Source organism: Nostoc sp. (assembly GCF_036918245.1).
GTDB lineage: Bacteria > Cyanobacteriota > Cyanobacteriia > Cyanobacteriales > Nostocaceae > Nostoc.
Map to the genome: position 1 here is coordinate 1 of NZ_JBALEF010000095.1, position 24,506 is coordinate 24,506.

The 24,506-nt window shown below is 40.7% G+C and carries 19 protein-coding genes and 1 pseudogene; 11 read left to right on the forward strand and 9 right to left on the reverse strand.

The window, feature by feature from the left end; genetic code table 11:
• Window positions 1–850, reverse strand: a pseudogene (locus V7L12_RS27685) (hypothetical protein); the annotation flags it as partial.
• 94 nt (window positions 851–944) lie between these two features.
• On the opposite strand from V7L12_RS27685, the gene V7L12_RS27690 reads away from it, so the two are divergent.
• Window positions 945–2,996, forward strand: coding sequence for a GAF domain-containing sensor histidine kinase (locus tag V7L12_RS27690; protein ID WP_335089252.1), 2,052 nt, complete (start codon window positions 945–947; stop codon window positions 2,994–2,996).
• A gap of 169 nt (window positions 2,997–3,165) precedes the next feature.
• Here the strand turns inward: V7L12_RS27690 and V7L12_RS27695 are convergent, their stop codons facing one another.
• Window positions 3,166–3,996, reverse strand: coding sequence for an ATP-grasp domain-containing protein (locus tag V7L12_RS27695; RefSeq protein WP_335089254.1), 831 nt, complete (start codon window positions 3,994–3,996; stop codon window positions 3,166–3,168).
• A 46-nt stretch (window positions 3,997–4,042) separates the two neighbouring features.
• Window positions 4,043–4,936, reverse strand: coding sequence for a hypothetical protein (locus V7L12_RS27700; protein ID WP_335089256.1), 894 nt, complete (start codon window positions 4,934–4,936; stop codon window positions 4,043–4,045).
• 135 nt (window positions 4,937–5,071) lie between these two features.
• Here V7L12_RS27700 and V7L12_RS27705 point away from each other — a divergent pair, with 135 nt between their 5' ends.
• The 4 genes from V7L12_RS27705 to V7L12_RS27720 all read left to right on the forward strand — a co-directional run bounded on the left by V7L12_RS27705 (window position 5,072) and on the right by V7L12_RS27720 (window position 8,588).
• Entirely contained in the window at window positions 5,072–5,989 is a 918-nt protein-coding gene (locus tag V7L12_RS27705; RefSeq protein ID WP_335089257.1) for a metallophosphoesterase family protein, read from the forward strand.
• An 82-nt stretch (window positions 5,990–6,071) separates the two neighbouring features.
• Window positions 6,072–7,538 (forward strand): AAA family ATPase, encoded by a 1,467-nt coding sequence (locus tag V7L12_RS27710; protein WP_335089259.1) that lies wholly within the window; start codon window positions 6,072–6,074, stop codon window positions 7,536–7,538.
• Window positions 7,535–8,170 (forward strand): retron system putative HNH endonuclease, encoded by a 636-nt coding sequence (locus tag V7L12_RS27715; protein ID WP_335089261.1) that lies wholly within the window; start codon window positions 7,535–7,537, stop codon window positions 8,168–8,170. Before V7L12_RS27710 ends, V7L12_RS27715 begins: the two co-directional genes overlap by 4 nt.
• A 124-nt stretch (window positions 8,171–8,294) precedes the next feature.
• Window positions 8,295–8,588, forward strand: a complete 294-nt coding sequence (locus V7L12_RS27720) for an antibiotic biosynthesis monooxygenase family protein (RefSeq protein WP_335089263.1) — start codon at window positions 8,295–8,297, stop codon at window positions 8,586–8,588.
• A 392-nt stretch (window positions 8,589–8,980) separates the two neighbouring features.
• Here V7L12_RS27720 and pcrA read toward each other — a convergent pair whose 3' ends face one another.
• On the reverse strand, window positions 8,981–11,308 hold the full coding sequence (gene pcrA, locus V7L12_RS27725; RefSeq protein WP_335089265.1) for a DNA helicase PcrA: 2,328 nt from the start codon (window positions 11,306–11,308) through the stop codon (window positions 8,981–8,983).
• A gap of 593 nt (window positions 11,309–11,901) precedes the next feature.
• On the opposite strand from pcrA, the gene V7L12_RS27730 reads away from it, so the two are divergent.
• The 4 genes from V7L12_RS27730 to V7L12_RS27745 all read left to right on the forward strand — a co-directional run bounded on the left by V7L12_RS27730 (window position 11,902) and on the right by V7L12_RS27745 (window position 14,849).
• Window positions 11,902–12,174, forward strand: a complete 273-nt coding sequence (locus tag V7L12_RS27730; RefSeq protein ID WP_335089267.1) for a type II toxin-antitoxin system VapC family toxin — start codon at window positions 11,902–11,904, stop codon at window positions 12,172–12,174.
• Window positions 12,175–12,834: 660 nt separating this feature from the next.
• The gene (locus V7L12_RS27735) at window positions 12,835–13,803 is read left to right on the forward strand and encodes a sodium-dependent bicarbonate transport family permease (protein WP_335089269.1); all 969 of its coding nucleotides are present in this window, start codon (window positions 12,835–12,837) and stop codon (window positions 13,801–13,803) included.
• Between the two features lie 4 nt (window positions 13,804–13,807).
• Window positions 13,808–14,119, forward strand: a complete 312-nt coding sequence (locus V7L12_RS27740; protein WP_292775098.1) for a P-II family nitrogen regulator — start codon at window positions 13,808–13,810, stop codon at window positions 14,117–14,119.
• Window positions 14,120–14,147: 28 nt separating this feature from the next.
• A complete protein-coding gene (locus V7L12_RS27745; RefSeq protein WP_335089271.1) occupies window positions 14,148–14,849 on the forward strand; it encodes a carbonic anhydrase in 702 nt (233 codons plus the stop codon).
• Between the two features lie 234 nt (window positions 14,850–15,083).
• Here V7L12_RS27745 and V7L12_RS27750 read toward each other — a convergent pair whose 3' ends face one another.
• Complete coding sequence (locus V7L12_RS27750) at window positions 15,084–16,808, reverse strand: sensor histidine kinase (RefSeq protein WP_335089273.1); 1,725 nt, start codon at window positions 16,806–16,808, stop codon at window positions 15,084–15,086.
• A gap of 987 nt (window positions 16,809–17,795) precedes the next feature.
• Between V7L12_RS27750 and V7L12_RS27755 the strand changes: the two genes are divergently transcribed.
• A complete protein-coding gene (locus V7L12_RS27755; RefSeq protein WP_335089275.1) occupies window positions 17,796–18,233 on the forward strand; it encodes a CAAD domain-containing protein in 438 nt (145 codons plus the stop codon).
• Window positions 18,234–18,429: 196 nt separating this feature from the next.
• Here the strand turns inward: V7L12_RS27755 and V7L12_RS27760 are convergent, their stop codons facing one another.
• Window positions 18,430–19,602, reverse strand: coding sequence for an S-layer homology domain-containing protein (locus tag V7L12_RS27760; protein WP_335089277.1), 1,173 nt, complete (start codon window positions 19,600–19,602; stop codon window positions 18,430–18,432).
• Between the two features lie 103 nt (window positions 19,603–19,705).
• Window positions 19,706–20,470, reverse strand: a complete 765-nt coding sequence (locus V7L12_RS27765) for a Uma2 family endonuclease (RefSeq protein WP_335089278.1) — start codon at window positions 20,468–20,470, stop codon at window positions 19,706–19,708.
• A gap of 240 nt (window positions 20,471–20,710) precedes the next feature.
• On the opposite strand from V7L12_RS27765, the gene V7L12_RS27770 reads away from it, so the two are divergent.
• Window positions 20,711–22,069, forward strand: a complete 1,359-nt coding sequence (locus V7L12_RS27770) for a sensor histidine kinase (protein WP_335089280.1) — start codon at window positions 20,711–20,713, stop codon at window positions 22,067–22,069.
• A 37-nt stretch (window positions 22,070–22,106) separates the two neighbouring features.
• Here V7L12_RS27770 and V7L12_RS27775 read toward each other — a convergent pair whose 3' ends face one another.
• Together V7L12_RS27775 and V7L12_RS27780 are read right to left on the reverse strand one after the other, a co-directional pair.
• Window positions 22,107–23,180 carry a sensor histidine kinase gene (locus V7L12_RS27775; protein WP_335089282.1) on the reverse strand — a complete coding sequence of 358 codons (1,074 nt, stop codon included), beginning with the start codon at window positions 23,178–23,180 and terminating at the stop codon, window positions 22,107–22,109.
• A 7-nt stretch (window positions 23,181–23,187) separates the two neighbouring features.
• Complete coding sequence (locus V7L12_RS27780) at window positions 23,188–24,345, reverse strand: FIST signal transduction protein (RefSeq protein ID WP_334817709.1); 1,158 nt, start codon at window positions 24,343–24,345, stop codon at window positions 23,188–23,190.
• Window positions 24,346–24,506 lie beyond the last annotated feature (161 nt).

Below are 24,506 nucleotides of genomic sequence, written 5' to 3' on the forward strand. Positions count from 1 at the left end.
TGGATTCATCCAGTTCAAAGGTGGATGAACGGAGTTCTGAGGTGGATTCATCCAGTTCAAAGGTGGATGAACGGAGTTCTGAGGTGGATTCATCCGGTTCAAAGGTGGATGAACGGAGTTCTGAGGTGGATGAACGGAGTTCTGAGGTGGATTCATCCGGTTCAAAGGTGGATGAACGGAGTTCCGAGGTGGATGAACGGAGTTCCGAGGTGGATGAACGGAGTTCTAACTCTCCCCTGCTCCCCTGCTCCCCTGCTCCCCTGCTCCCCTGCTCCGCAATTCCCCACTCCCCACTCCCCACTCCCCACTCATACAATCCCACACGCGGAATCGGCTGAGGTGGTGGGGGATTATATGCAGTTAATAAGCAACTATCGGAGATAAATTGCAGAGCATTAACGAAATTTTCCACGCCGCCTTCGCTAAAATACTGCCATACTTGGTTAACAACACCCAAGGGCACGGTAGACTGGGAAATTAAATCGGGATCAAAAGCGTCGTCCCCTGGCATTACAATGAGGGTTCTACCATTACGTTGCACTATTTCTTGCACTACTTCTAAGCCATAACCCCAGTAAGAACGTCCTCCTAACAGGCGCAAAATAATTACTTGAGCATATTCTAAAACTTGCTCTCCATAATTATCTATGCTTAATTGTTGCTGCAACTGCAACAGATTAGCGACTCTTAATGCAGGAAAGCTCCCAGGTAATTTTGTCACCGCAGCTGCCAAGGTTTGAATGTCGGTATCAGCAGCCGTAATCAACACGAAAGGCGCGGGAGTTTGTTCTAAAAAAATTAAACCCTCTGACTGATTCCATCCACCCGATGTGCTACTTATACGATGCATAATCCTGTGTTACCGTTTTAAGTTGTTGGTTAGTAAATAATCAAAACAAATTTTTTTCCCTGGATTCAGCCCCCTCTCACCAAAATGACTGAAAATGCTTAGTTCTCCTGATTTGAGCTTTTCTCGAACCTTGCCTATTGTTGTATTTAATCAGCTTGGGGAATTGTTAGAACAGATGGCTCAAACGGTGGGAAGTGCCACTCTGGTATTGACAGAAGCTGTGTTAGTGCGAATTGGTATACCTGTGGAGTGGCAAAGGCAAAGGTTTACGCTAGTGGTTTCTGAGCAGTTTAGTGCGCTCTTGGTAGGAAACTTTGAAGAGGAGCATACTTCGACTCCCTTCGACTACGCTCAGGGCAAGTCGCTCAGTAACCAGGGGAGTAGGGGAGCAGGGGAGCATACAACTCTTGGAGAGGCTGCGCCAACGACTGCGCTCAGTAACCAGGGGAGCAGGGGAGCAGGGGAGCAAGGAATTTACTCGGTACTCAATGCTCAGTTGACGTTTAATTTGGAGGCGATCGCTTCTTTTGTCTACGAATTGAGAGACTTGTTTGAGTGCGATTCTTATACTCACCAAAATCTCGAACGCTATCGGCAAATTATTAGACCTAATGATGCTACGCTCCAAAGTCAATTCTCGCTGTTGTTATTAGAATATCTCCTAACTCAGCCAAACCAAGAAATAATAGCAGATCCAAGCCCAATTGGGCCGGCAGTTTATATCTGTCAGCCAGTGGAAGATGCTTTAAAAAAACAGATTTCCCAAGAGCGGCTATTAAATCAGGTAACAACACAGATCCGCAAAAGCCTGGATTTGCCGGTGATTATGGCAACTGCAATTACACAGGTGCGTGAGTTTCTAGAATTAGACAGATTAGTAATCTATAAATTTGCAGGTTCCCAAGTTAAGGCTCAACAATACGATTCTGAGACTATTCCCCTCAATGAAATGGCACTACCAACAGATATAGAAGCATCAGTTAGGGAACCTGGTGAAATTTATTTTTCTATACACGAGAACAACGGTAAACACTCGCCTTTTGTATCAGTCAATAATGAACCTTTACTAAAAGACTGCCAAAAGAATGGAGGTTATATTGTCTATGAAGCGCGTGCTACAGATGCTATTACATCGGTGTTAAATTACACGGAAAAAATGTGCTTTATCCGCACCTCTCAGTGTTGGGAGAAGTATCGCCAAGGCTTTACTTTAGCTGTGGATGATGTCGAAAAAACTTATGCTCTGGAAGAGTGTTTGTTGAATTTTTTAAGGGAATGCCAAGTTAGGGCTAAGTTGGCTGCACCGATTATGTTTGAGGAAAAACTGTGGGGATTGCTGATTGCTCATCAGTGTGATCGCCCTCACGAGTGGAATGATAGCGAAAAAAACTTGCTGGTTGCGATCGCAGAACAATTAGCGATCGCTATTCACCAAGCTGAGTTAATGCAAACCCTCACCCAAGAAAAACAAAATCTCGAACAACGAGTTATTGAGCGCACAATGGCTCTGCGTGATGCTCTCCTCGCCGCCGAAGCTGCTAGCCGGATCAGAAGTGAATTTCTCGCTACTATCAGTCATGAATTGCTCACGCCTTTAACTTATGTTATTGGGATGTCTTCGACGTTATTACGCTGGCCTTTGGGTGAATTGAGTCAACGACAACGGGGTTATCTGCAAACCATCCACGACAGTGGAGAACATTTATTAGAAATGATTAATGACATCCTCGATTTATCGCAAATCGAGGCTGGTAAGACAGCTTTAAACATTTCGGAATTTTCTTTGATGAATGTTGCCGAAAATGCTGTGAAGTCGCTGCAAAAAAAAGCAACGAGCGAACAAATTAATCTCATACTTGATTTGCAAATTAATCCCAGGTGCGATCGCTTTACCGCCGATGCCGAACGAGTAGAACAAATTATTTTGAATCTGTTAAATAATGCGATTAAATTCACCCCTGAAAGTGGTAGGGTTACTTTACGTCTTTGGGTGGAAGATAATACTGCTATTTTTCAAGTGGAAGATACCGGAATTGGCATTTCCGAAGAACAATTACCATTACTATTTGAGAAATTTCAACAACTCGATACACCCTATCGCCGCCGCTACGAAGGCACTGGGCTGGGACTAGCTTTAACTAAATAACTTGTAGAACTCCATCGAGGTCGAATTGAAGTAGAATCAACTGTAAGTATTGGCTCAATTTTTACTGTATGGATACCAACTCAGGCAATGAGAGTGGTGAGTTAGAAGTCATTCGATTTGAGATTTTTTCTTCAATCCAAAATCAAAAATTCTTACCTTGTCTGTTGCTTTAATTTGAGGCTAGGCTAATTAGCATTTTTTCAAAAATTTTCAACACATGCTCCTCTCCATTGTCTCTAATAAAAAGGCTAAAATTTGGATGAGAGTTGATTTCAATTAACCAATATTGATTATCTCGATCTAACACGATATCAAAACCACCATAATCAAGGTCTAACTCTTGAAAAACTGGTTGAGCAAAATTAGCAATTTCTGATAGAATTTGTGGATCGTTGATATATTTGGCTTTCGCACCATCCCAGTGTAGAGGACTGAGATTACCGACAAATTTGGCATCAGTTATATCTTTTTCATAAAGCAAAACTAACTCTTTATTTAAGAAAACCGCTCTATATTCAGATTTGATATGAATAAATTCTTGAGCAAGAGCGACGTAATCATACTTATTATTAATAGTAAAAATTTCTTTTAAAGCAGTTTCAATTTCATTTATATTCTCACATAAAAAGACATTATGTCCGCCCGCACCAGAATTTCTTTTAATAATCACTGGGGTTTCAAAATTTTCTTTTATTTCTAATACGATATCTTGAATAGTTGGAAATTTTAAGTAAATCTTATATCGAGTGTCACAAAAAGGGGAAAGAAAACCTACTGTCCGAGGAAGGTTAACTTTTTTATTTAAAACATGATAAGTGTATTCTTTGTCTTTGATCAGGTGTGCTACTGCTTGATTAAGTAACGGAGTGCTATAGTTACAAAAATAATGTTTTTTGCTATTCAATTTTATTTTGATTAAGTTTTCCGATGGATGAAGGATTTCATAGCTGATGTTTAAGCTTTCACAAGCTTTGAGCAATAGCGAAACGTTGTCTAACATAAATACTTAAAGTTAAACGTCTAAATTACGAATTACGAATTACTAATTACGAGTTATTTGAACTTGCTATTTGCCGTTTAAAAATCACTATCTCAGTCCCAACAACCGGGTTACGAGCTATGAGTCTATTTTGGGAGTCGATAATTTCTAAATGAGTAAAATCAAGTTCTTGAGAGCGTTGTAATATCTCCGCAGCTAGTTTGTCTTGCTGAGATTCATTGAGATTGTACCAATCATCATTAATTTTGACAGTCAAGTTACTTGTACGGAAGTTGGCTTGAATTGACTTTATCAGACCAGAGGCAATGCGATCGCTAATTTCGGCTACCTGATTTTCAATAGCCGCAATCAAGGCTTGTTCTGGTGTCAATTCTATGATTGGTGTCGGCGTTGGTGTTGGGATTGGCGTTGGTGTAGGAATTAGTTCCGGTTCCGGCGTTGGTGGGGTGGTTTGTAGTTCTGGCGGCGGTGTAATTTCCTCCGGTGGTTGTGGTTCTGGTACGACTGATTCCGGTGGAGTAGTTATCGTTGGTGTTGGTATCGGAACCTCTTCAACCGGGGGAACAGTTGCTACTTCAGTAGGTTTACCAGTAAAGACAGTCGTAGTCGTCCAAACGAGAATTACAGCAATTCCAGTAACAATTCCCGTTAAAGCTGTATCTGATAACTTTGTTGACAAATTTGATGGTAAAAACAAGCGGATTGTCCTTAACAATCCACCCCACCACAACTGAAGCTGCTGGAAAAAACTGGGTTTGTCCTCAGTACCAGGTGGGGGTGCTGTCTCTAGTTTTTTCACCGTTACTTCTAAAACCCCAATCGTCCCTTGGAGAAGTTGGATAATTTTAGCCTTCCAAAATGGCTGAACTCTCTGGTAAGGTTTTTGGGGAGGTTGAGTTATCTGCTCATCCGTCGGTTTTGACTGATTGTCTTGTGACATGGAACTTTCACCAAAAGCAGCGAATCAAAGACAAACAACGTACATTATTACTGGTGCTGCCTTCTTTTGCATTAATGTATCACTTCATTGCTCATTGTTTTCGCTAAACTGACTATTTATTAAATTTGGTGACTTATGAAACTGAAACGCCGTCAATTTTTATTTTTAAGTAGCCTCAGCGCCATTAGTACAGGATTTTTAAGCTGGATGTTTGCTCATCAAAATCATCAAAGTACTGATATTAGTGATTCAACAACAGCTATAGCCGCTAACCCAGCCAAAAAAGACTTGTTATTACGTTTTGTGTCTGTAGCAGATACGGGAACTGGGGCTAAAGGACAGTATGCTGTGGCTAGAGCGATGAATGCGTATCATCAGAAAAATCCTTATGATTTAGTCGTTTTAGCTGGAGACAACATTTACAATAACGGCGAAATTGAAAAAATTAATGCAGTTTTTGAGCGTCCCTATCAAGGTTTGCTAAAGCTTGGTGTGAAATTTCAGGCTTGTTTAGGTAATCACGATATTCGTACTGACAATGGTGAGCCACAAGTCAAGTATGCTGGCTTTAACATGAAGGGACGTTACTATACATTTCGCTGGGGAACTGTGCAATTTTTTGCGTTAGATACTAATAGTAATGCTGATTGGAAAAACCAGCTACCTTGGTTAGAAAAAGAATTAAGTATTAGTAATGCTCCTTGGAAAGTAGTGTTTGGTCATCATCCGATTTATTCATCGGGTCAGTATGGGAGTAATCCAGATTTTATTAAAACTTTCACTCCTCTATTTCAAAAATACGGCGTTCAACTTTACATCAATGGTCACGAACATAATTATGAACGCACTCGTGCTATTGATGGTACAACTTACTTAATTTGTGGTGCAGGTGCTGGTAATCGTCCTGTAGGGCATTCTGAGTGGACAGGGTATTCTACCAGTAATTTAAGTTTTGCCTCTTATGAAGTGTATAAAGATAGAATAGAAATAAGTGCGATCGCTACTGATAATCGCGTTTTTGATAAAGGCATTATTCAGTTGAAATCAGCGTAATATCATAGTACTGCAAGATGATTTAACAGATGTAGGGTAGGCGATACTTATCTACTAAATTACATTAAGACTAGTTTAAACTATGAAAGTCAAGCGCTTAAAGATACAATCATTCCGTGGAATCAACGATTTGACGCTTGAGTTTGATGAAACCCAGCCAACGGTACTTATTGGTATTAATGGCGTGGGCAAATCAAATATTCTTGATTGTCTGGCTATTATTATGTCACAGGTTACGGGAAAAATTCAGGACTCTCCTGATTCTATTCGTTCCTTCAGCAAACAAGATACAAGTAGTGGTCATAACGAAATACGCGCCGAAGTTATTACTGTGCTAGATAATTTGCAGGAAGTGCCTTTGTCTATCAATCTGTTTCAGATAGGTGACAGCAAATCATCTGCGCTGCTACAACCAGCAATTGAAGATTTTGCTGTAAATTTAGTCGCAGATATTGCAAAATTTTTAAAAAACTCAGGTAGTAAAGAATTTTCAGATATTGAATATCAAGAATTGCAAGAAATGTTAAATCCCATATTACCAACTATAGTGGATAAAATTTCTGATTCTGTCGCTACTGATCTTGCTAAATCTACTAATATTTTTAGTTTTGAATATTCAAGATTAGGGCTGCAAACTACAATTGATTATCTACGCAAACAATTAGAAACTAATTCTCAATCCAATATTCATTTGGTAGTTTACTACCCTGTTAATCGTGCTGTTATTGATATGCCTTTAGAGATTTCAGAGGGCAGTTCATTTAAACAAGTGGATGCCTATAATCAGGCGCTTACAGGAGGAAGAATTGACTTCAAAATCTTTTTTGAATGGTTTAGAAATCGAGAAGATTTAGAAAATGAGAGGAGAAGAGATAATCCTGATTATAGAGACAAACAATTAGAAGCAGTAAGACAGTCTATCTCTTGCTTAATACCAGAATTTTTAAACTTGCAGGTTGAACGTTCTCCACTGCGAATGACTGTCAGAAAAAAAGGTGAGGAACTTATAGTGAATCAGCTATCTGATGGAGAGAAATGCTTGCTGGCAATGGTGGGAGATTTAGCAAGACGATTAGCGATCGCTAACCCAGGTTTAACAGAACCACTCGAAGGTGAGGGTGTTGTTTTAATTGATGAAATTGAACTTCACCTACACCCCAAATGGCAACGGGAAATTATTCCAGCTTTGACAAGAACATTCCCCAATTGTCAATTTATTGTCACCACCCATTCGCCTCAAGTAATTAGCCAAGTCAAGCCCGAAGGAATTTACATTCTAGAAAAAACAGACGAAGGTGTTGTTGCTAAAAAACCAGAAAGTTCTTTTGGGAGAGACAGCAATCGTATTTTAGAAGACCTCATGGGTGTTCCAGCACGTCCACAAGAAATTAAAGATCGTTTACATGAGTTATTTAGACTAATTGATGAAGGGAATCTTGATGGTGCTAGGCAATTATCTCAGGAAATTGCTGATATTATTGGACAAGATGAACCAGAATTAGTAAAAGCAAGTGTATCTATTCGACGCAAAGAGATTTTGAAGCGGTGAAATATATCAAAAAAAGTGAGGAGCCAGAAAGTTTTACCGTTTGGAAAAATCTAGCAAATGAAGATTGGCAACCAAGTTGGGACAACTTCAGGAAACCACAAAAAACTGAGGTACATGATTCTTTGTTACAAGAGCAAGGTTTTATTTGTTGTTATTGTGGAAGACGTATTACCAAAGAAATTAGCCATATTGAACATCTAAAGCCTAGATATCCTTATACTGAGCTAGCACTGGAATACACAAATATGCTGGCTTCATGCCAAAGAGAAAGAGAGCGTAAAGAACCTCTGCACTGTGGAAGCAAGAAAGATCATTGGTACGATGAGGATTTGATGGTTTCACCCATAAATGCGAATTGTGATGAGTTCTTTAAGTACACCGATGATGGGCAGATTTTGGCGACAAATAATTCAAAAAATCAATTAGCTGCTGAAACAACAATTGATAAACTCGGACTCAATATTGACAAGCTGAAAGATTTACGTACAAAAGCTCTTGAGCCAATATTGGAAATCATCAATACAATCACAGAGGAAGACAAAGAAGAATTAATTCTAGGCTTCAGTGAAACTGATTCCAAAGGGCATTATGAAGAGTTTTGTGCTGCGATTATCTATTTGCTAAAAAATTAGTTTTAATGGCGTAGCCCGCACTTCTCTACGAGACGCTGCGCGAACGACAAGCTCAGTGACCATCGGAGACATCGCGTTCACATTATACTAAATAACATTACCCTAATTCTCGCCGCAAAACTTTATGATTCTTGAGGCAGTAATGCTTCCTATTAAATCTGGGCTAGAATCAGATTTTGAAGTTGCTTTCAAAAAAGCTTCTAAAATTATTTCCTCAATGGACGGATATTTATGCCATGAATTGCATAGATGTGTAGAAGTTCAAGGAAAATATTTATTACTTGTCAGATGGGAAAGTTTAGAATCTCATACTGTAGGATTTAGAAGTTCTGCTGAGTATCAAGAGTGGAAAAAACTTCTACATCATTTTTATAAGCCATTTCCCACTGTTGAACACTTTGAAGAAATTGAAATATGAAAAACAATAAGTTACAAAAACTCATCCTTTGATAAGTTCAGAAGAAGCTAGAGTTAATACAACCTAAGCTAAACTTATAAATGTTGGTGTTTTAGTTACAAACAACTTGTTTTTAGATAAGTAAAACTAAAGTTGGATTTAATAAATTCAATCATTAATTATAAAAAGTCCGAAAATGATAAGTAAAATAGGAGCTTTAGTTAACAAAACTTCTTCCTAACTTATTAATGAACAAGTTCTAGTTAGTCCAGCACGTTCTGGAGTTACAAATGAACAAGTTTTAGTTACTACAGCATATTCTGGTGCTATAAATGCTTCTTCTATAGTTGACACAGCTTGTTCTGTAGCAACGCACCATCAAAATATAGTCTATCTGGTCGTTTATATACCTCTTACTCTACTCGTTGCAACTGTGCTACTCTTGGGTCAACAATTTTTTGTCCTAAGCTAGCAAATTTAATTGCCACAGACATCTTACTACCCGTTCCGAAAACATGGGTGATTTCACCAAGACCAAAAGTTTTATGTAATACTCGATCGCCTACTTGCCAATTCTGCTTCGTGTCTTGCTTTCCATTCGGAGTAGAGGTACTTTTAGTATAAGTTTGACGACTCAAGCGTTGAGTAGTTAGTAATTCTTCTGGTAATTCGTCGAGAAATTGCGAGCGCATGGCGGGTTCACGAGAACCATACAAACGGCGTTCCCGCGCATGTGATAAATATAACCTTTCTTGGGCGCGAGTAATTCCCACATAACACAAGCGGCGTTCTTCTTCCAAAGATGCAGGATCGCTCAGTGAGCGGTAGCCGGGAAATAGCCCTTGTTCTAATCCCACCAAAAATACTACGGGAAATTCTAGCCCTTTAGAAGCGTGCAAAGTCATCAAAGAAACGGCTGTCTGTCCTTCTTTTAACTTATCATCAGGATTTACGGCTTTGTCGCTAAGAAAGTTTTGTAAGGAAACATCTTCGTTTTCTTCTTCTTCTTGAAATTCAATTGCAGCATTGTAAAGTTCCTGAACATTTCTTACCCGTTCTTCATTTTCATCTGTATCTTTGCTTTGCAAATCTTGGATATAACCAGAGTCTTCCAGCACTATATTTACAAGCTCAGGAACGGAAACTGTTGCAATTTGTTCTTGCCAACGTTGAATCATTTTAGCAAAGCTATTTACCGCTTTTGCAGACCTTCCAGCTAATGTATTAACTGATGTTTCATCACTAAGAATTTCCCACAAGGTTATCCCCAATTCTTGAGAAGCGTTATCTAAAGCATCAATAGTTGCTTTACCAATTCCCCGTCGGGGAGTGTTAATAACTCGTAATAAACTGACTCTATCAGCAGGGTTATTTATCGCTCTTAAATAAGCGATGATATCTTTAATTTCTTTGCGGTCATAAAACTTAATTCCCCCTACAACCGTGTAAGGAATTTGTTTTTCTACTAACAATTGTTCAAAAGGACGAGATTGGGCATTTGTCCGATAAAGTATAGCAAAACTACCCCAGTTCAACTCTGGATTTTGCTGCTCTAAAGTACGAATTTGATTAATTACAAATGCGGCTTCTGCAAGTTCTTCATCGGCTTTATGACAAGTAATCTGCTCACCCTGTCCTCGCGTCGCTTTCAGAACTTTATCAATCCGTTGGGTGTTATTTTCAATCAGTTCATTAGCTGCTTGCAGAATGTTTTCACAAGAACGATAGTTTTCTTCCAGCTTAACCATCGTTCGGGTGTCATCATCTACCAAACCATCGCCAAAGTCTTCCTGAAATCCTAGCAAGATGGTGAAATCTGCCATCCGAAAGCTGTAAATTGATTGATCTGCATCGCCGACAACAAAAACTGAGCGATTTTCCCATTGCCATTCGCTCTTTTTGGTTTCGCCATTAGTAACCAATAAATTAATAAGTTGATACTGGGTGCGGTTAGTATCCTGATATTCATCTACAAGGATATGACGAAATTTGCGATGCCAGTAACCCAATACCTGCTCGTTTTGTTGAAATAATCTAGTAGGTACAAGAATTAGATCGTCAAAGTCGAGAGCGTTGTTTTGTGCTAATTTATCTTGATATAAATTGTAAACTTGGGCAATCACCCGTCCGCGATAATTTGGTTGGTCTTGCTCAAATTCTTGGGGGGATAAACCCTGGTTTTTAGCGTTACTAATAGCGTAGCGGACAGAGCGGGCATCAAACTTCTTATCGTCTAAATTTAGCTCTTTATTAACGATTTCTTTGATCAGACTGATTACATCTGATTCATCAAAGATAGAGAAATTGCGATTCCAACGGCGTCCTTTTTCGTCTATATATTTTTCAATATCAAAGCGGAGAATGCGAGAAAATAGACTGTGGAAAGTGCCACACCACAAATCTTTGATCGTGTTTTTGTAAACTTGCGATCGCAGTAGCGTTTGTTGGTATTCTGTCAACAAATCCAACCGCTGACCGTGTTGTTTCATCGCCAGTTGTTCCGCAAACAGCCGTTGAATCCGGTCTTTCATCTCCCGCGCGGCTTTATTGGTAAAAGTAACCGCCAGGATATTTTCTGGATCAACACGGTGTTTCAGAATCAGATTCGCAATGCGATAAGTCAGCGCTCGTGTTTTACCGGAACCTGCGCCAGCAACAACTAGCAACGGGCCGCAGTAATGTTCGACAGCTTGACGTTGGCTAGGGTTAAGGTGACTGAGAAAGTCGATGGTTGTTGTCATGGATGTGAAAAAGCGATGTCTCCGATGGTCACTGAGCTTGTCGTTCGCGCAGCGTCTCGTAGAGAAGTGCGGGCTACGCCTACGCCTGGCGTCACATCAATAGAGAGTTGCTATTGCCCAGGTTACAATATCCTAACGAAACTTGGTCAACAAAGAATGTGTGGCAATATTCTTAACCAGAATGGTACTCTATCATGATTTATGTAAAAGCAAGAAAAAGCTATGCTGTCAGTCAAAGGCACATTCCAAAACGGTGTAGTTCATCCTAACAAACCAATTGAAGGGCATGAGGGGCAGTCAGTTATAATTGTGTTTGTCTAAGAAAACCACACACCTCAGCCAGCAACACCAGAAGACTCAGATTGGGATAAACTGAGGCAGTTGATTAAAAACTGTGCAGTTGATACAGATATTGGTGACTTGGCACACCAGCATGACCATTATCTCTATGGAATGCCAAAGCGAGAATCATAACCTTGACGAAAGTTTTTGTCTTCACAGCTGCCTGGATTGCCCTTCTTAATGTTAGGGATAATCTTCATCACCAGGCAAATGAGGTCATGGATAGACTTCTGTGCTGAGAAACACCTTTGGTGACAACAGAGTTTGTACTATTGGAGGTTGCAGATGCTCTGTGTACACCAGTCAGCCGTGTTCAGACAGTTGCTTTCATCAACAGTTTGCGAGTTTTAAAAAGTGTGCAAATCATCCGTTTCGACCAAAAATTGTTGGATGAAGGTTGGATGTTATATAGCCAGCGTCCTGATAAATATTGGGGGTTAACTGACTGTATTAGCTTTGCGGTGATGACACAGGAGGGGATTACTCAAGCCCATTGGTGTCAACTTAATGTAAAAACCTTGTAATGAGGTTATATAAAACTTACTCAATTACCAATCAATCCTGAGTGACCCCACCCCGGCTTTGCTGACGCAAAACCTCCCCTCCCCAAAGCATCGGGGAGGGGTAAAGCGTATGTGGGACAAGCGTTTGAGCTTAAGTTGACACCAATGACTCAAGCCTTTACATCTGACCGTCATTTTCAGCAAGCGGGGTTTACCAAACTGTTGTAAATCAAAAAATACTGGGATTTAGACAAGATTTTTGTCGTGGAGGCAATTCATGAATTGCCCCGACAATACGTTAATTTTTTTACGTAGATAGGTTAGCCACGAGTTATTCCTGCGCGTTCTGTCGTAAAATCAGCGACGGGGAATCAAACATCATCAAAATACTGGGCAAGCTCTCACTTGTTCTGTTGTTAACAGAGCTTCACAGCTATTTTCAGTTAATTTAACTACGGATTTTCGTAGGGACACAGCAATGTTCCCTAGCCCGTGGTTTATTGAAGTGAAAAACGCTGTAATACCTCGCCGAGACTATTGTCACCAATAAGACTATTCACTCCTTGAGTACCCAATTGACATAGGGTAGCAATACACGATACATCATGATTCAACCGTTAAATTTTTAAAGATGCAAAATTTCTTTAATTTCAGGTTTAACCAACACAAGGAGAGGTGGATATGGATATTAGCTTAATTGTATCCAACATTTTGAATCCGCCAATCCTGTTTTTCTTTTTAGGGATGACTGCTGTTTTTGTCAAGTCCGATCTGGAAATTCCCGCACCAGCGCCCAAACTCTTTTCGCTGTACCTGCTGTTTGCCATTGGTTTTAAGGGAGGGGTAGAACTAATCAAAAGTGGCATCACTCAGGAAGTAGTTCTAACACTCGTGGCAGCAATGATGATGGCTTGCCTTGTTCCAATTTACACCTTTTTTATTCTCAGGTTGAAACTGGATACTTACGATGCTGCTGCGATCGCAGCAACCTACGGCTCTATCAGTGCCGTCACTTTCATCACGGCTAGTGCTTTTTTAACTGAGCTTGGTATTACTTTTGATGGTTACATGGTGGCAGCTCTTGCGCTCATGGAATCTCCAGCGATTATAGTTGGTTTAATTTTGGTGAATATATTCACCGCCGATGGAAAGCGGGACTTTTCGTGGCCGGAAGTTTTGCAAGAAGCATTTCTTAATAGTTCAGTTTTTCTATTAGTCGGTAGTCTATTAATAGGTGTTTTGACAGGAGAACGCGGTTGGCATGTATTAGAACCCTTTACTCAAGGGTTGTTTTATGGCGTTCTCACTTTCTTCTTACTGGACATGGGATTGGTGGCTGCAAGAAGAATTAAAGACTTGCAAAAAACCGGAGTTTTCCTAATTTTATTTGCCATACTAATTCCAATACTCAATGCAGGCATTGGGTTGGTGATTGCCAAATTCATCGGTATGCCTCGCGGAGATTCGCTGTTATTCGCTGTATTGTGTGCCAGTGCTTCTTACATCGCTGTCCCGGCGGCTATGCGGATGACTGTTCCAGAAGCAAATCCCAGCCTGTATGTTTCTACCGCTTTAGCGGTGACATTTCCGTTCAATATTATTGTGGGAATTCCGTTATATCTCTACGGAATTAACCTATTTTGGAGGTAAGAATATGCACGTAGTTAAAAAGATAGAAATTATCGCCAACTCCTTTGAGCTTGCCAAAATTTTAGATAAATTAGACAAGTCGGGTGTACATAACCATGCCATAATCCGAAATGTTGCTGGTAAAGGATTACGAGGAACGACAGAAGATTTAGACATGACCATGCTTGATAATGTTTACATCCTCGCGTTTTGTATGCCAGAACAACTCAAGCCTGTTGTCGAAAATATCAAACCACTCCTTAATAAGTTCGGAGGTACTTGCTACGTTTCCGATGTGATGGAGATTCGCTCTGTCAGATGTGTCGCGTCAATGTAAGAGAGTTATAAATTCAATGAAGCATTTCATGGAACGTCGTGACTTTTTGAAGTTAGGAATGACCGGGGCGTTTGGGATGATGCTATCTGCCAGCGATTTACTCTGGCAGGTAGAACAGGCTAAAGCTGCCGAAATCCCCTCAACTTCCCCTGAATCCCTCAGTCCCGATGCAGCCTTACAAAAGCTGATCGAGGGAAATCAGCGGTTTATTGATCATCATCCCCAATACCCCGATCAATCTGAGCTGCGGCTGCACGAAGTTGCTCAAGCTCAACATCCATTTGCAACTATTCTTAGTTGTGCGGATTCACGAGTACCCGCAGAAATTGTTTTTGATCAAGGCATTGGGGACATCTTTGATGTTCGGATTGCCGGAAATATTGCTACACATGAAGCGATCGGCAGTATTGAATATGCGGTTGTCTTGTTAGGTTCTCCGCTACTAATGGTGATGGGTCATGAGCGTTGCGGGGCTGTAACCGCTGCTGTCCAAAACCAATCGTTGCTTGGTGATATTAGTACTTTTGTTAAGGCAATTAAGCCAGCCGTAAAAAAAGTCAAGGATCAGCCGGGTGATGCAGTTGAAAATGCCGTGGTGGCAAATGTGCAATATCAAATTGAACGGTTGAAGCACTCAAAGCTTTTAACTAAGCAGGTGGAGTCGGGCAAATTGAAAATTGTCGGGGGTCGTTACGATTTAGATACAGGTAGGGTGACTATTATTACTTAATTCGGCAGAGGATTCTTACAATGAGGGGGAGCAGGGGAGACAAGGAGACAAGGAGACTTACAGCTATTTTCAGGTAAATAGACCACGCGGTAGGGGCACAGCAATGCTGTGCCCTTACGACAGATGTGGTTAAAATACATGAAAATTGCTGTAATGTCAGAACTTACAACAAGTAACAAGTCTTTCCCCTTGTCCCCAAGTCCTCTTTCCCATGCCCAATGCCCAATGCCCCATTTAATCCTGCACAGTCATTGGCAGACGAATAGTGAAAGTAGAGCCAATTCCTGGCTGACTTTTGACAATAATTTCACCACCCATCATCTGGCAAAAGTGGCGGCTAATTGCCAACCCCAGTCCCGTACCTCCATACTTTTTCGTAGTTGAGGTATCACCTTGTGTAAAAGGTTGAAATAACTGCTGCTGTTGATGGTTAGACATACCAATACCTGTGTCGGTAACGGTGAAAATAATGCTGCCCAAAGGAGCCTCCGGTCGAAATTCATCCTTTTCTCTGTTGACTGTCAGCGTCACCTTGCCGTTTGTAGTAAATTTACTGGCGTTGCTGAGTAAGTTTAATAACACCTGCCGCATCCTAGTTTGATCGGCGTACATAGTGCCAAGTTGCTCATCAAAATCCACCTCTAAAACATTGGCATTTTTTTCTATAGCTGGTTTGACTGTGAGGACAATGTTATGAATCAGCGTTGCAATCTCGAATGTCTCAGGATACAGGGTCATTTTCCCCGCTTCAATTTTTGACAAGTCGAGGATTTCGTTAATCAAGTGCAGTAGATGCTTACCAGCAGCGTTAATTGTTTCTAAATCTGTGATAAAATCTGCCGATAAACCAAGATCGGTAGCGTCGTCTTCTAGTAGTTGGCTTAAGCCAATGACAGCATTTAATGGTGTGCGTAATTCGTGGCTGACATTGGCTAAAAATACGCTTTTTGCTTTGCTAGCAGCTTCGGCTAATTCTTTAGCTTGTTGTAGTTCTTTTGTTCGCTCAGATACTCGCTCAATTAGACGATTTAGAGATTTGGCGAGTAGGCCAATTTCATCTTCAGTGGTGACGGGCGCTCGCAAATCGAAATTATGTTTCCTTGCAACTTGTTCAGCTACTTGGGTTACAGTGATAACTGGTTCTGCGATCGCCCGACTAGTACGCCAAGCTACAATAGCTGCGATCGCTACCGAAACCAGCATACTCACGATCACGATGAATCGCTCAACTATTCTCGCTTGCTCAACGGCTTTTTGCCTTTCTTGCTCTTGCTCTTGGGCAGTTTGCAGGATGTTAGTCAAGCTTTGAGAAAGCTGGTCTAGCTGCATGGCTGTTTCACCACGCATAATTGTTAATAACTGCGATCGGGCAGAGGAAATCTTCTGAGGTTGTACTTTTGGGGAGTCAATTTTCTGTAAGACCACCTCGATTTGGTCAACGTAGGCTTTTAAATTAGTCTTATAATCCAGCAATAACGTCTGTAAAGTCGAACTTGTTGCTGCTAGTCTTTTAGGTTTACTATCGAGAAATCCGCCAATTTTTGACTCTAGTTGCTTGGCTTTTTCAACATTCTTCAGAAAATCAGCTTTTTTGCTTTGCAGTTGTTGTGAATTTTCTAATACAGCAACTAGGTTAGAACTATGTAATTGCGCCCCTACTACTGCATCTTTATAATTACTCAGTAGTTGTCCTTGTTCATAAGCTTGATTGAATTGTCTAACTTCCCTTCCCCGGTAGTAACTAGCAATCACTAACCCAGTCAGTGAGCCAAAAAAGCCAATTCCGATCGCTACAAAGTACCCATAGCCAATTTTTTGATGGATACGCCAAGAACTAGCTTTGAGTTTTCCTCGTGAAGGAAATTCTATAGTTGGGAGTTCGTCTGTCGATGGCTCTTCGGCTGACACTTTTTTGCTTTCTGAACTGCTGTAGATAGGGGTTGGCTTTTGAGTTGGCATTTCTCAAACCTCCTTGCCTTCCCGCAAAAATAATCAAATTAGTCTAAATTGTCAAAATACCTTAATTAGTCATTAACATCTACATTATCTTCTTTTATTGCAAGAGCAAATCATTGCTTGCTAAATAATTAGCATTACCTGAGATTATACAAGTAAATTTTCTAACAATATTACTAAGTATAATTACCAAGCCTAATATAAATTCACTTTTTTTAGGAGCAACAATATAGTTTCCTGCACTAAAGACCCGCCTGAGAGCGTCTTCTCTTTACCACACTACTTTCTTCAATATGCGGTTGATAGCAAGCAATGAGTTTTTGCGATCGCCTACGCCACTACTCTACCTTACTGCTTCTCTATAAAATTAATACAATCAGGAGAAAAACAAAAGATTTGATACTTCTTGGGGATTAGGGATTGGGCAAAAGAATGCTGAGTTTTGTTTATCTCCTTGTCTCCCCCATCCCAGGCGTACATATCATAAAATAAGTTAAAAGTCTAGTCTATGTTAACACACAAAAACTTTTATTACGTATTAAAATCAATACGAATGCGTTAATTGACGAACGCGGCTTAAGATAGCTTTAATATCCGATAAAATCGGCTTCTAGGCTTCTTCTAGGCTTATATAAATGAGAAGTGGACTGATTTTTGCATGATTTGTACTTAATATTTAGTACGATTATGAGCAAATGACACAGAATGGGATAATCACAACCTGAGGATTCCAGTTTATTCCAAAAATAGAACTCAGGAAGTTGATTATAATACATCCTGCTGCTTTCTGAGTTTTATCCTCCTACTGACTGTCTACCTTGTAGTTGATGCAGTAGATAGTACGGGTCAATTATGGTTATAGGACACTAAAACCCTTTTGTGCCCTTCACCTAATTGAACTGATGCACAAGTGCATTAACTAATCAACAACCCTTTGGTTGTAATTATCCAGATTAGAAAAACTCAACTGTCAAATTTATAGGAGTGAAAATGCCAGAACAAGAATTTACCGAAACCGCATCCAAAGATACTACAGTGGCAGAGATCAACGCTCAAACGGGAACCATCACCAAACTTCAGCCTCCTGCACAGTCTCAAGACGAATGGCTAAAATACGGAGAGCAAATTTCTACCTTTTTAGCAACATTGCCAGAATATCTGGGAAGCTTCTTTAATCAATATAAGCAACCCCTGGTAACAGTTGGTTTAATTGTAGGATCAATTGTTGGTGTTAAAGTGCTCTTGGCAATACTAGATGCTTTGAATGATATCCCCTTGGTAGCACCTACTTTTGAGTTGATCGGTATTGGTTACTCTGCCTGGTTTGTTTACCGCTATTTACTCAAAGCCTCAACCAGGAAAGAGTTAAATAGTGAAATCACCACTCTTAAATCACAAGTTGTCGGTAAACAAATTCCAGAAGCTTAATATCTAATTATCGCTTCTCTACCAGACGCTACGCGTAGCTTGCTCCTGTGTAAAAGTACGCTCTAATTTTAAATCACCGAAGTCTGAACGCCGACTTGCGGCGTTCAGACTTCTCTCAAAATGCCCTACGAAGTTTACTAACACTTCGTATAGAACTCGCTCCTTCTGAATCCTTGCTTGAATTACGAATTAGTAATTATTGTTGAGGCGAACCTCCGGTGGGCAATTTAACTTTTAGGTTCGGTTTTGGAGTCTGTGGAAGTTCTGGAGATATTTTGGGCGATGCCTGCGGCAGGCTACGGCTACGCACTATATTAGGAGATGTAATTGCCGCCAGTTTGCCCCGTTTGACTAAAGCTTGATGAATCATCGCCGCTACTTGTGCCCGACTAGCTACTTTGTTGGGATCGAGGACTTGGGGATTTGGATAGTTAACTACTAGACCATTGGTTGTAGCAGCGGCTATTTTGCCGATAGCATAAGGTGGAATATCTTTAGCATCTTTATAGACACTGATAATCTGATTTGGGGAAGTGGGTGCTTTCAAATTCAACCCACTGACAAGGGCAACTAAAACTTGCACTCGTGAAATATTTTGTTGTGGTTTGAAGGTTTTTTTCGGGTAGCCTTTGAGGAATCCGGCACTGATGGCTTGGTCAATTGCTGAAGTTGCCCAGAATTTTGTTGGTACATCTTGAAATGCGATCGCAGTCTTAGACGGTTCTTGGTCAAAGGCTTTTTCTAGTATGGCAGCAAATTCGGCGCGGTTTACAGGCTGATTTGGTCTAAAAGAATAATCAGGAAATCCTTTGAGAATCCCACGGGCGGAAAGAACGTCTATAAAACGCCGACTCCAAAAGTTATCGGGCACATCGTTAAATGCAATTGGCGGCGGAATAATTGATTTTGGTTTTGCCGGAGTTACTAAAGGCAACGCTGATGATTTGAGTGATGACTCAAGTTCTGTTGGAGGGGATACAGGTGTTTGTGCTTGTGGGGATTGAGTTGGGATTACCAGAACAGATGGTAACACTGCGCGGTAAGGAGTTGCGCTGTTAGTTGGGAATGAAGGTGTCTTGGGTTCAACAACAGCTTCAGGTGAAGAATAGGGCAAAACGTTGTTGGGGACTGCATAAGGTTCTACCTTGGCAGTAGGGGAGGGCAATACTGGATTTGGTCGAACACTAGGAGATGGAGTGGAAGAAGGCAACAGCAGCCCGTTTAAGTTCCAACTAGAATCCCTGCGGGACAATGACCAAAAAAGAATCGCTCCGATAGTGGCGAAGGCAACCAGAATGGCTATAAATTCATCAAAGCCAAGGGCAGTTTTTTGAGATGACTCCGGTTCGGAAGGAGGTCTATTTGTCATCGTGATTACCCTGGTAGCAGTAAAAATTTGTGTCTAAACAAATTAAGCCACAGATGACTCTTTTACACCAGCCCTTTTTTAATTCGTAATTCGTAGTAGGATATCAGGTTTCTGGTTCAATACCGAGCGATCGCAATTGGGCAGCTAGGCGATCGGCTCTTTGAGATTCCTGTTCTGCTCTTTGAGATTCCTGTTCTGCTCTTTCATCGCCATTCAACAACAAATTACCTTGTAAATCCCACCAATGCAGCCAGGGTAATTCCACATTCTGATAAACTCCTAGCCATAAGCCTAATTCAACACCCAAAGAAACTATAGGATAATGTCCTCGTTCATTTGCTGGTAATATCTGATACTGTCCTTCAATCAGATGAGAAACTTCTAGGCTGGCTTTACTCGCTTCATAAATGCCGTAGAAGGGAGGACGAATGACTTGCTCATAAATCCAAAATTTACCCTTCAAAGGAGTTTTATCCCGTTCTTCACTACCGTCCCCAGAGACAAATTCTAAGACAATCAATGGGGCAATAAACTCTCGCCACAATACATAAGAACGTCGGGTTTGCCCATTGAGCAAAAATGGTACATTCGGTACATAAAACCAATCTGGTGCTTCTGCGCCTTTTTCAGGGGGATCGGTCAAGCGCCAGTAAATACCTAAGTCCTGCCCTATACAGTATTCACCTTCAGGATTTAATTGCTTGAGGATGGGTGTAATTGAGTCAGTTAGTAGGATGCTTTGAGGATGCTCTTGCCAATTCTTGCCTTCGGCACGCTCCGCGAACACAAAAGTGCCATCAGACTCTGGAAGTTGAGTATGGTCTGGGAAAGGAGTGGGGGCGTTGGGTGGATTGGTTACAGAGGTCATAACGCTACCTTTGCACTCTTCGTAAAGGTTATTTTTAGTTTAGCTTGCGATCGCTTTCTGAATATTCTCCACCCAGATTATAAATTGCACGCCAATTACTTCCAGTCGCCTGAGAAAGATTTTTACCTTGATAGACCACTAGTTTTATTAGATACCTAAATTAAAACCGGATTTTGAGAGTGGCAGAATGTAAAATATTAACTTATTCTTTACCTGTCTTTGAAAAAATCAGGGTGTCTAGTGCCAGAAGAATTTAGTTGCCAAATTTCACCGCCATTTTTGTCTGAGGGTAGCGATCGCGATCTTGGTTTAGATTCAACCCTCCAAGAACTACCAATGTATAACTTCCCGGTGGAAATCAGCCACACTGGTATGGAAGTGGCTAGTTTTTTGGAAAAATACCCCTTGCTACCAGGAGTAATTTTGGTAGAACAGGGACAATTTATTGGGATGATTTCGCGGCGGCGACTACTGGAATTTTCGATTCGTCCATTCGGACAAGAGTTATTTATTCAGCAACCATTAGCTGTTCTCTACAGCTATGTGCGGACACCGATGTTGCAGGTTGCTGATACAACATCGATTTTAACAACAATGCAACTTAGCTTAAAGCGATCGCCAGAATTATTAGCAGAACCAATTGTAGTACAAACCGAATCTGGTGCTTATAGATTGTTAGATGTCCAAGAATTGAATATTATTTCTTGGCAAATTCGGGGAATCGACAATCTGATCCGCTATGAACGCAGTCAAGCCCAAATGATTCAAAATGATAAAATGGCAAATTTGGGGCGTTTGGTAGACGGCGTAGCGCACGAAATTTTAGACCCAGTGGGTTTTATTTGGGGTAACATCATTTATGTTTCAAATTACAGTCAAGATTTACTCAAACTCATAGCGGCTTACGATCAAGAGTTACCATCAGTTTCTCAGCCAATTAATCAGATTAAAGAAGAGATTGAATTTGATTTTTTAGAACAAGATTTGTCGCGATCGCTTGCTAGTATTCGCACGGGAGCGGAAAGATTAAAAAAACTCGTTACTAGCTTGCAAAACTTCTGTCATATTGATGAACTTTATCCCAAGCCAGTAGACTTACACGCCTGTATAGATAGTATTATTTTATTAATTAATAGCCGTCTTCAAGGAGAAATTGAAATCGTCAAATACTATGGTCAATTACCCCCTGTGTATTGCTTCATGGGGCAGTTTAACCAGGTTTTGATGAATATTTTAAGCGAAGTTGTAGATGCTTTACTCAATGAAGCAGTGCGACAACAGTTAAATTCAGAAGAGACAAAGACTGTTCAAAAACCTCGAATTGAGATTACCACAGAAGTTATATCACAAGAAGCAAGCAATCCAGATGCACCTGATTCTCGCTGGGTTTTAATTCGCATTGCTGACAATGGTTCTGGAATGCCTGAAGACTTACAACAGCAAATTATGGAGTCTTTTTCTCTGGAAACAAAGAATGGTAAAAATACTAGTTTAGCGGTAAGTTATCGAATTATCACCGTCAGACATGGCGGAAAATTAAATTTCCATTCACAGATTGGTATCGGTACAAAATTTGAAATTTTATTACCTTTAGTTTGATTTATTCAGAATTCAGAATACCCATGATAACGTTTCGTTATATTAGACAAATTTTCTGCTGGATAGGAATTTGAACCACAAACTCCGTTCCCTTTCCAGGTGTGGAAAAAAATTCTAACTTGCCGCCATGTTTTTTGGTGATGATTTGATAGCTGATAGCCATTCCCATTCCTGTACCCTTACCAACAGGTTTGGTTGTGAAGAAAGGATCGAAAATCTGTTTTTGAATCGATTCGGGAATCCCAGAGCCATTGTCTGCGATCGCAATTTTTACCCATTCCGAATCAACGACAGAGGTACGAATCGCGATCCCACTGGGATTATCCCGGATTTCTTGATTAGTTCGTTTGGTATTGAGTTCTTCAAGGGCATCGACAGCATTTACTAGAATATTCATAAATACCTGGTTTAGCTGTCCGGCGTAGCATTCTACATTGGATAAATTGCCGTAGTCTTTGATAATCTGAATCTCTGGACTTTTGTCAGTGGCTTTGATGCGGTGCTGCAAAATCATCAAAGTATTGTCGATGCCTTCATGAATATCTACCGCTTTGAACTCACTTTCATCTAGGCGCGAGAAGTTACGTAGTGACAGCACAATATTTCGGATACGCTCCGTCCCAATATTCATTGAGTCCAATACCATAATTGCATCTTTTTTTAGAAAGTCTAAATCTATGGTTTCGCTTTCGGTTTGAATTTCAGCAGGTGGGTTGGGGAAGTAATGGTGATAAAGCTCGACCAGTCGTAGTAAATCATGGGTATATTGCTTTATATGGCTGAGGTTTCCGTAAATAAAGCTAACAGGATTGTTGATTTCGTGAGCAATGCCTGCCACCATTTGACCCAGGGCAGACATCTTTTCGCTTTGAATCATTTGAGCTTGCATTTTATGCAAACTATCTAACGTATTTTCTAACTCTTGGCTTCTGTGCTGCAAGTCTGTGCGAGAGTCTTCTAACTCACAAATGACTTTCTTCAATAAAAATTCCTTCGTACTAATGTCAGTTTCTAGCTGCTGGCGTTCAGCTTCGCAGCGTTCCAGCTTTTTTTGCAAGATACGGTTTTTCTTTTTCAATTGGATCTGTATGGAATCGTCTTGGTTATCCATACACTACTCATTTTGTCCCTATTAGTAGTGTGACAAACGTTTTATTATGAAATTGCGTTTGACCTTTGCTCATCAAAGGAGCAATTTCACCATAAGCGTAGAAACCACAGCAAGGCAATGCCTCTGGTAAATGAGTTTTCACAAGTTGATACTCAAGTCTTGCCAAAGTTCCTAGAATTCGCCGCCGGGCTGCACAGGAAATAAGTAACGCTGCTGTTGGCTCCACACCGGGATAATCCGCAAGAGCATTCTTTAGGGATGCCTCAGAAGCTGACAGAATATTGTCACGAGTTGCATCGGTGATTTGTACAACTGCCTGTTCAGGAATATCGGAGAAGAAGGTAACGCTACCAGATTGTTGATCGTAACCATTGGGTGCCCGCATATAAAAATGGTCTTGATCCTCAAAAACCGCCAGAGCATGGATGGCAAAGTTGGCCGCAAATCGTTCTTCACCAAGATAGTGCTGATAGAAATCTAAGGCACGCTGTCCATCAATTTCATAGACTACGTTGCCATTAACTTTAGTTACACGGCTACGTTGACTGATAGGAGTCCAACCACTAGCAACTCCGTAGGAAAATAATAGTTGTCCAGAGAACAGCAGCACTGGCACTGAATCACTTAAGACTTCACCTTGGAAGAATTGGTAGGTTTTATCAAAGGTATAGTCATCGGCAGCCATTCCTCCAATGATCGGAACATCCTCTCCCAAGCATTGTTTTAAACCATCTAAAATCAAGACCCCATTGCTCGTCAAACTATCAGGAAAGGTGAGGCACAATTGGGGCAAGGAGGCACTCTTTGCCTTTGCTTGGGCGATCGCTTCTTGGGCTGCAAGGGATGGATTTTTGGATGCTCCTCGTCCAATACCTGAGTGAATTTCGACTTCATCACTAGCAAACAGCATTAAGGTAAGAGAATCTTGCTGAAACTCCAGAATTGAGGAGATTTCTCCATTTGTAGTTCCACCAATCAACTCAATTCCGGGGAAAGCATCCTGGATGCGTTGCAAAATTAACGCATGGTCAAAGTCTATAGCAGTGAATAAAAGTCCAGCCTGAGGAATTGCTCCTGCAAGGGAACGGCTACATTCTTGAAGAACTTCAGCGATCGCATTTTGAGAATCAGGATCGTCACTATGACCAACAACAACTCGAAACACAACTACCTGCCACCTTTTCGTAAGTTTGAATCCTAGCGTGCTAATTCAATCCCGATATCAGCACCCAGTAACTTACATTTAGACTTCCCATTTACTTGAACTAAATCTCAATTCACTTAATTGTTTATTTTTCGCTGTATCTGACGATACGAAACATGCTT

What these genes read in the sequence shown, in the direction of transcription:
- V7L12_RS27745 (WP_335089271.1), top strand. Translation starts at nt 14,148, where the DNA reads ATGGAACGTCGTGACTTTTTGAAGTTAGGAATGACCGGGGCGTTTGGG.
- V7L12_RS27690 (WP_335089252.1), top strand. Translation starts at nt 945, where the DNA reads ATGCTTAGTTCTCCTGATTTGAGCTTTTCTCGAACCTTGCCTATTGTT.
- V7L12_RS27695 (WP_335089254.1), bottom strand. Translation starts at nt 3,996, where the DNA reads ATGTTAGACAACGTTTCGCTATTGCTCAAAGCTTGTGAAAGCTTAAAC.
- V7L12_RS27735 (WP_335089269.1), top strand. Translation starts at nt 12,835, where the DNA reads ATGGATATTAGCTTAATTGTATCCAACATTTTGAATCCGCCAATCCTG.
- V7L12_RS27755 (WP_335089275.1), top strand. Translation starts at nt 17,796, where the DNA reads ATGCCAGAACAAGAATTTACCGAAACCGCATCCAAAGATACTACAGTG.
- V7L12_RS27720 (WP_335089263.1), top strand. Translation starts at nt 8,295, where the DNA reads ATGATTCTTGAGGCAGTAATGCTTCCTATTAAATCTGGGCTAGAATCA.
- V7L12_RS27710 (WP_335089259.1), top strand. Translation starts at nt 6,072, where the DNA reads ATGAAAGTCAAGCGCTTAAAGATACAATCATTCCGTGGAATCAACGAT.
- V7L12_RS27765 (WP_335089278.1), bottom strand. Translation starts at nt 20,470, where the DNA reads ATGACCTCTGTAACCAATCCACCCAACGCCCCCACTCCTTTCCCAGAC.
- pcrA (WP_335089265.1), bottom strand. Translation starts at nt 11,308, where the DNA reads ATGACAACAACCATCGACTTTCTCAGTCACCTTAACCCTAGCCAACGT.
- V7L12_RS27750 (WP_335089273.1), bottom strand. Translation starts at nt 16,808, where the DNA reads ATGCCAACTCAAAAGCCAACCCCTATCTACAGCAGTTCAGAAAGCAAA.
- V7L12_RS27775 (WP_335089282.1), bottom strand. Translation starts at nt 23,180, where the DNA reads ATGGATAACCAAGACGATTCCATACAGATCCAATTGAAAAAGAAAAAC.
- V7L12_RS27705 (WP_335089257.1), top strand. Translation starts at nt 5,072, where the DNA reads ATGAAACTGAAACGCCGTCAATTTTTATTTTTAAGTAGCCTCAGCGCC.
- V7L12_RS27760 (WP_335089277.1), bottom strand. Translation starts at nt 19,602, where the DNA reads ATGACAAATAGACCTCCTTCCGAACCGGAGTCATCTCAAAAAACTGCC.
- V7L12_RS27700 (WP_335089256.1), bottom strand. Translation starts at nt 4,936, where the DNA reads ATGTCACAAGACAATCAGTCAAAACCGACGGATGAGCAGATAACTCAA.
- V7L12_RS27740 (WP_292775098.1), top strand. Translation starts at nt 13,808, where the DNA reads ATGCACGTAGTTAAAAAGATAGAAATTATCGCCAACTCCTTTGAGCTT.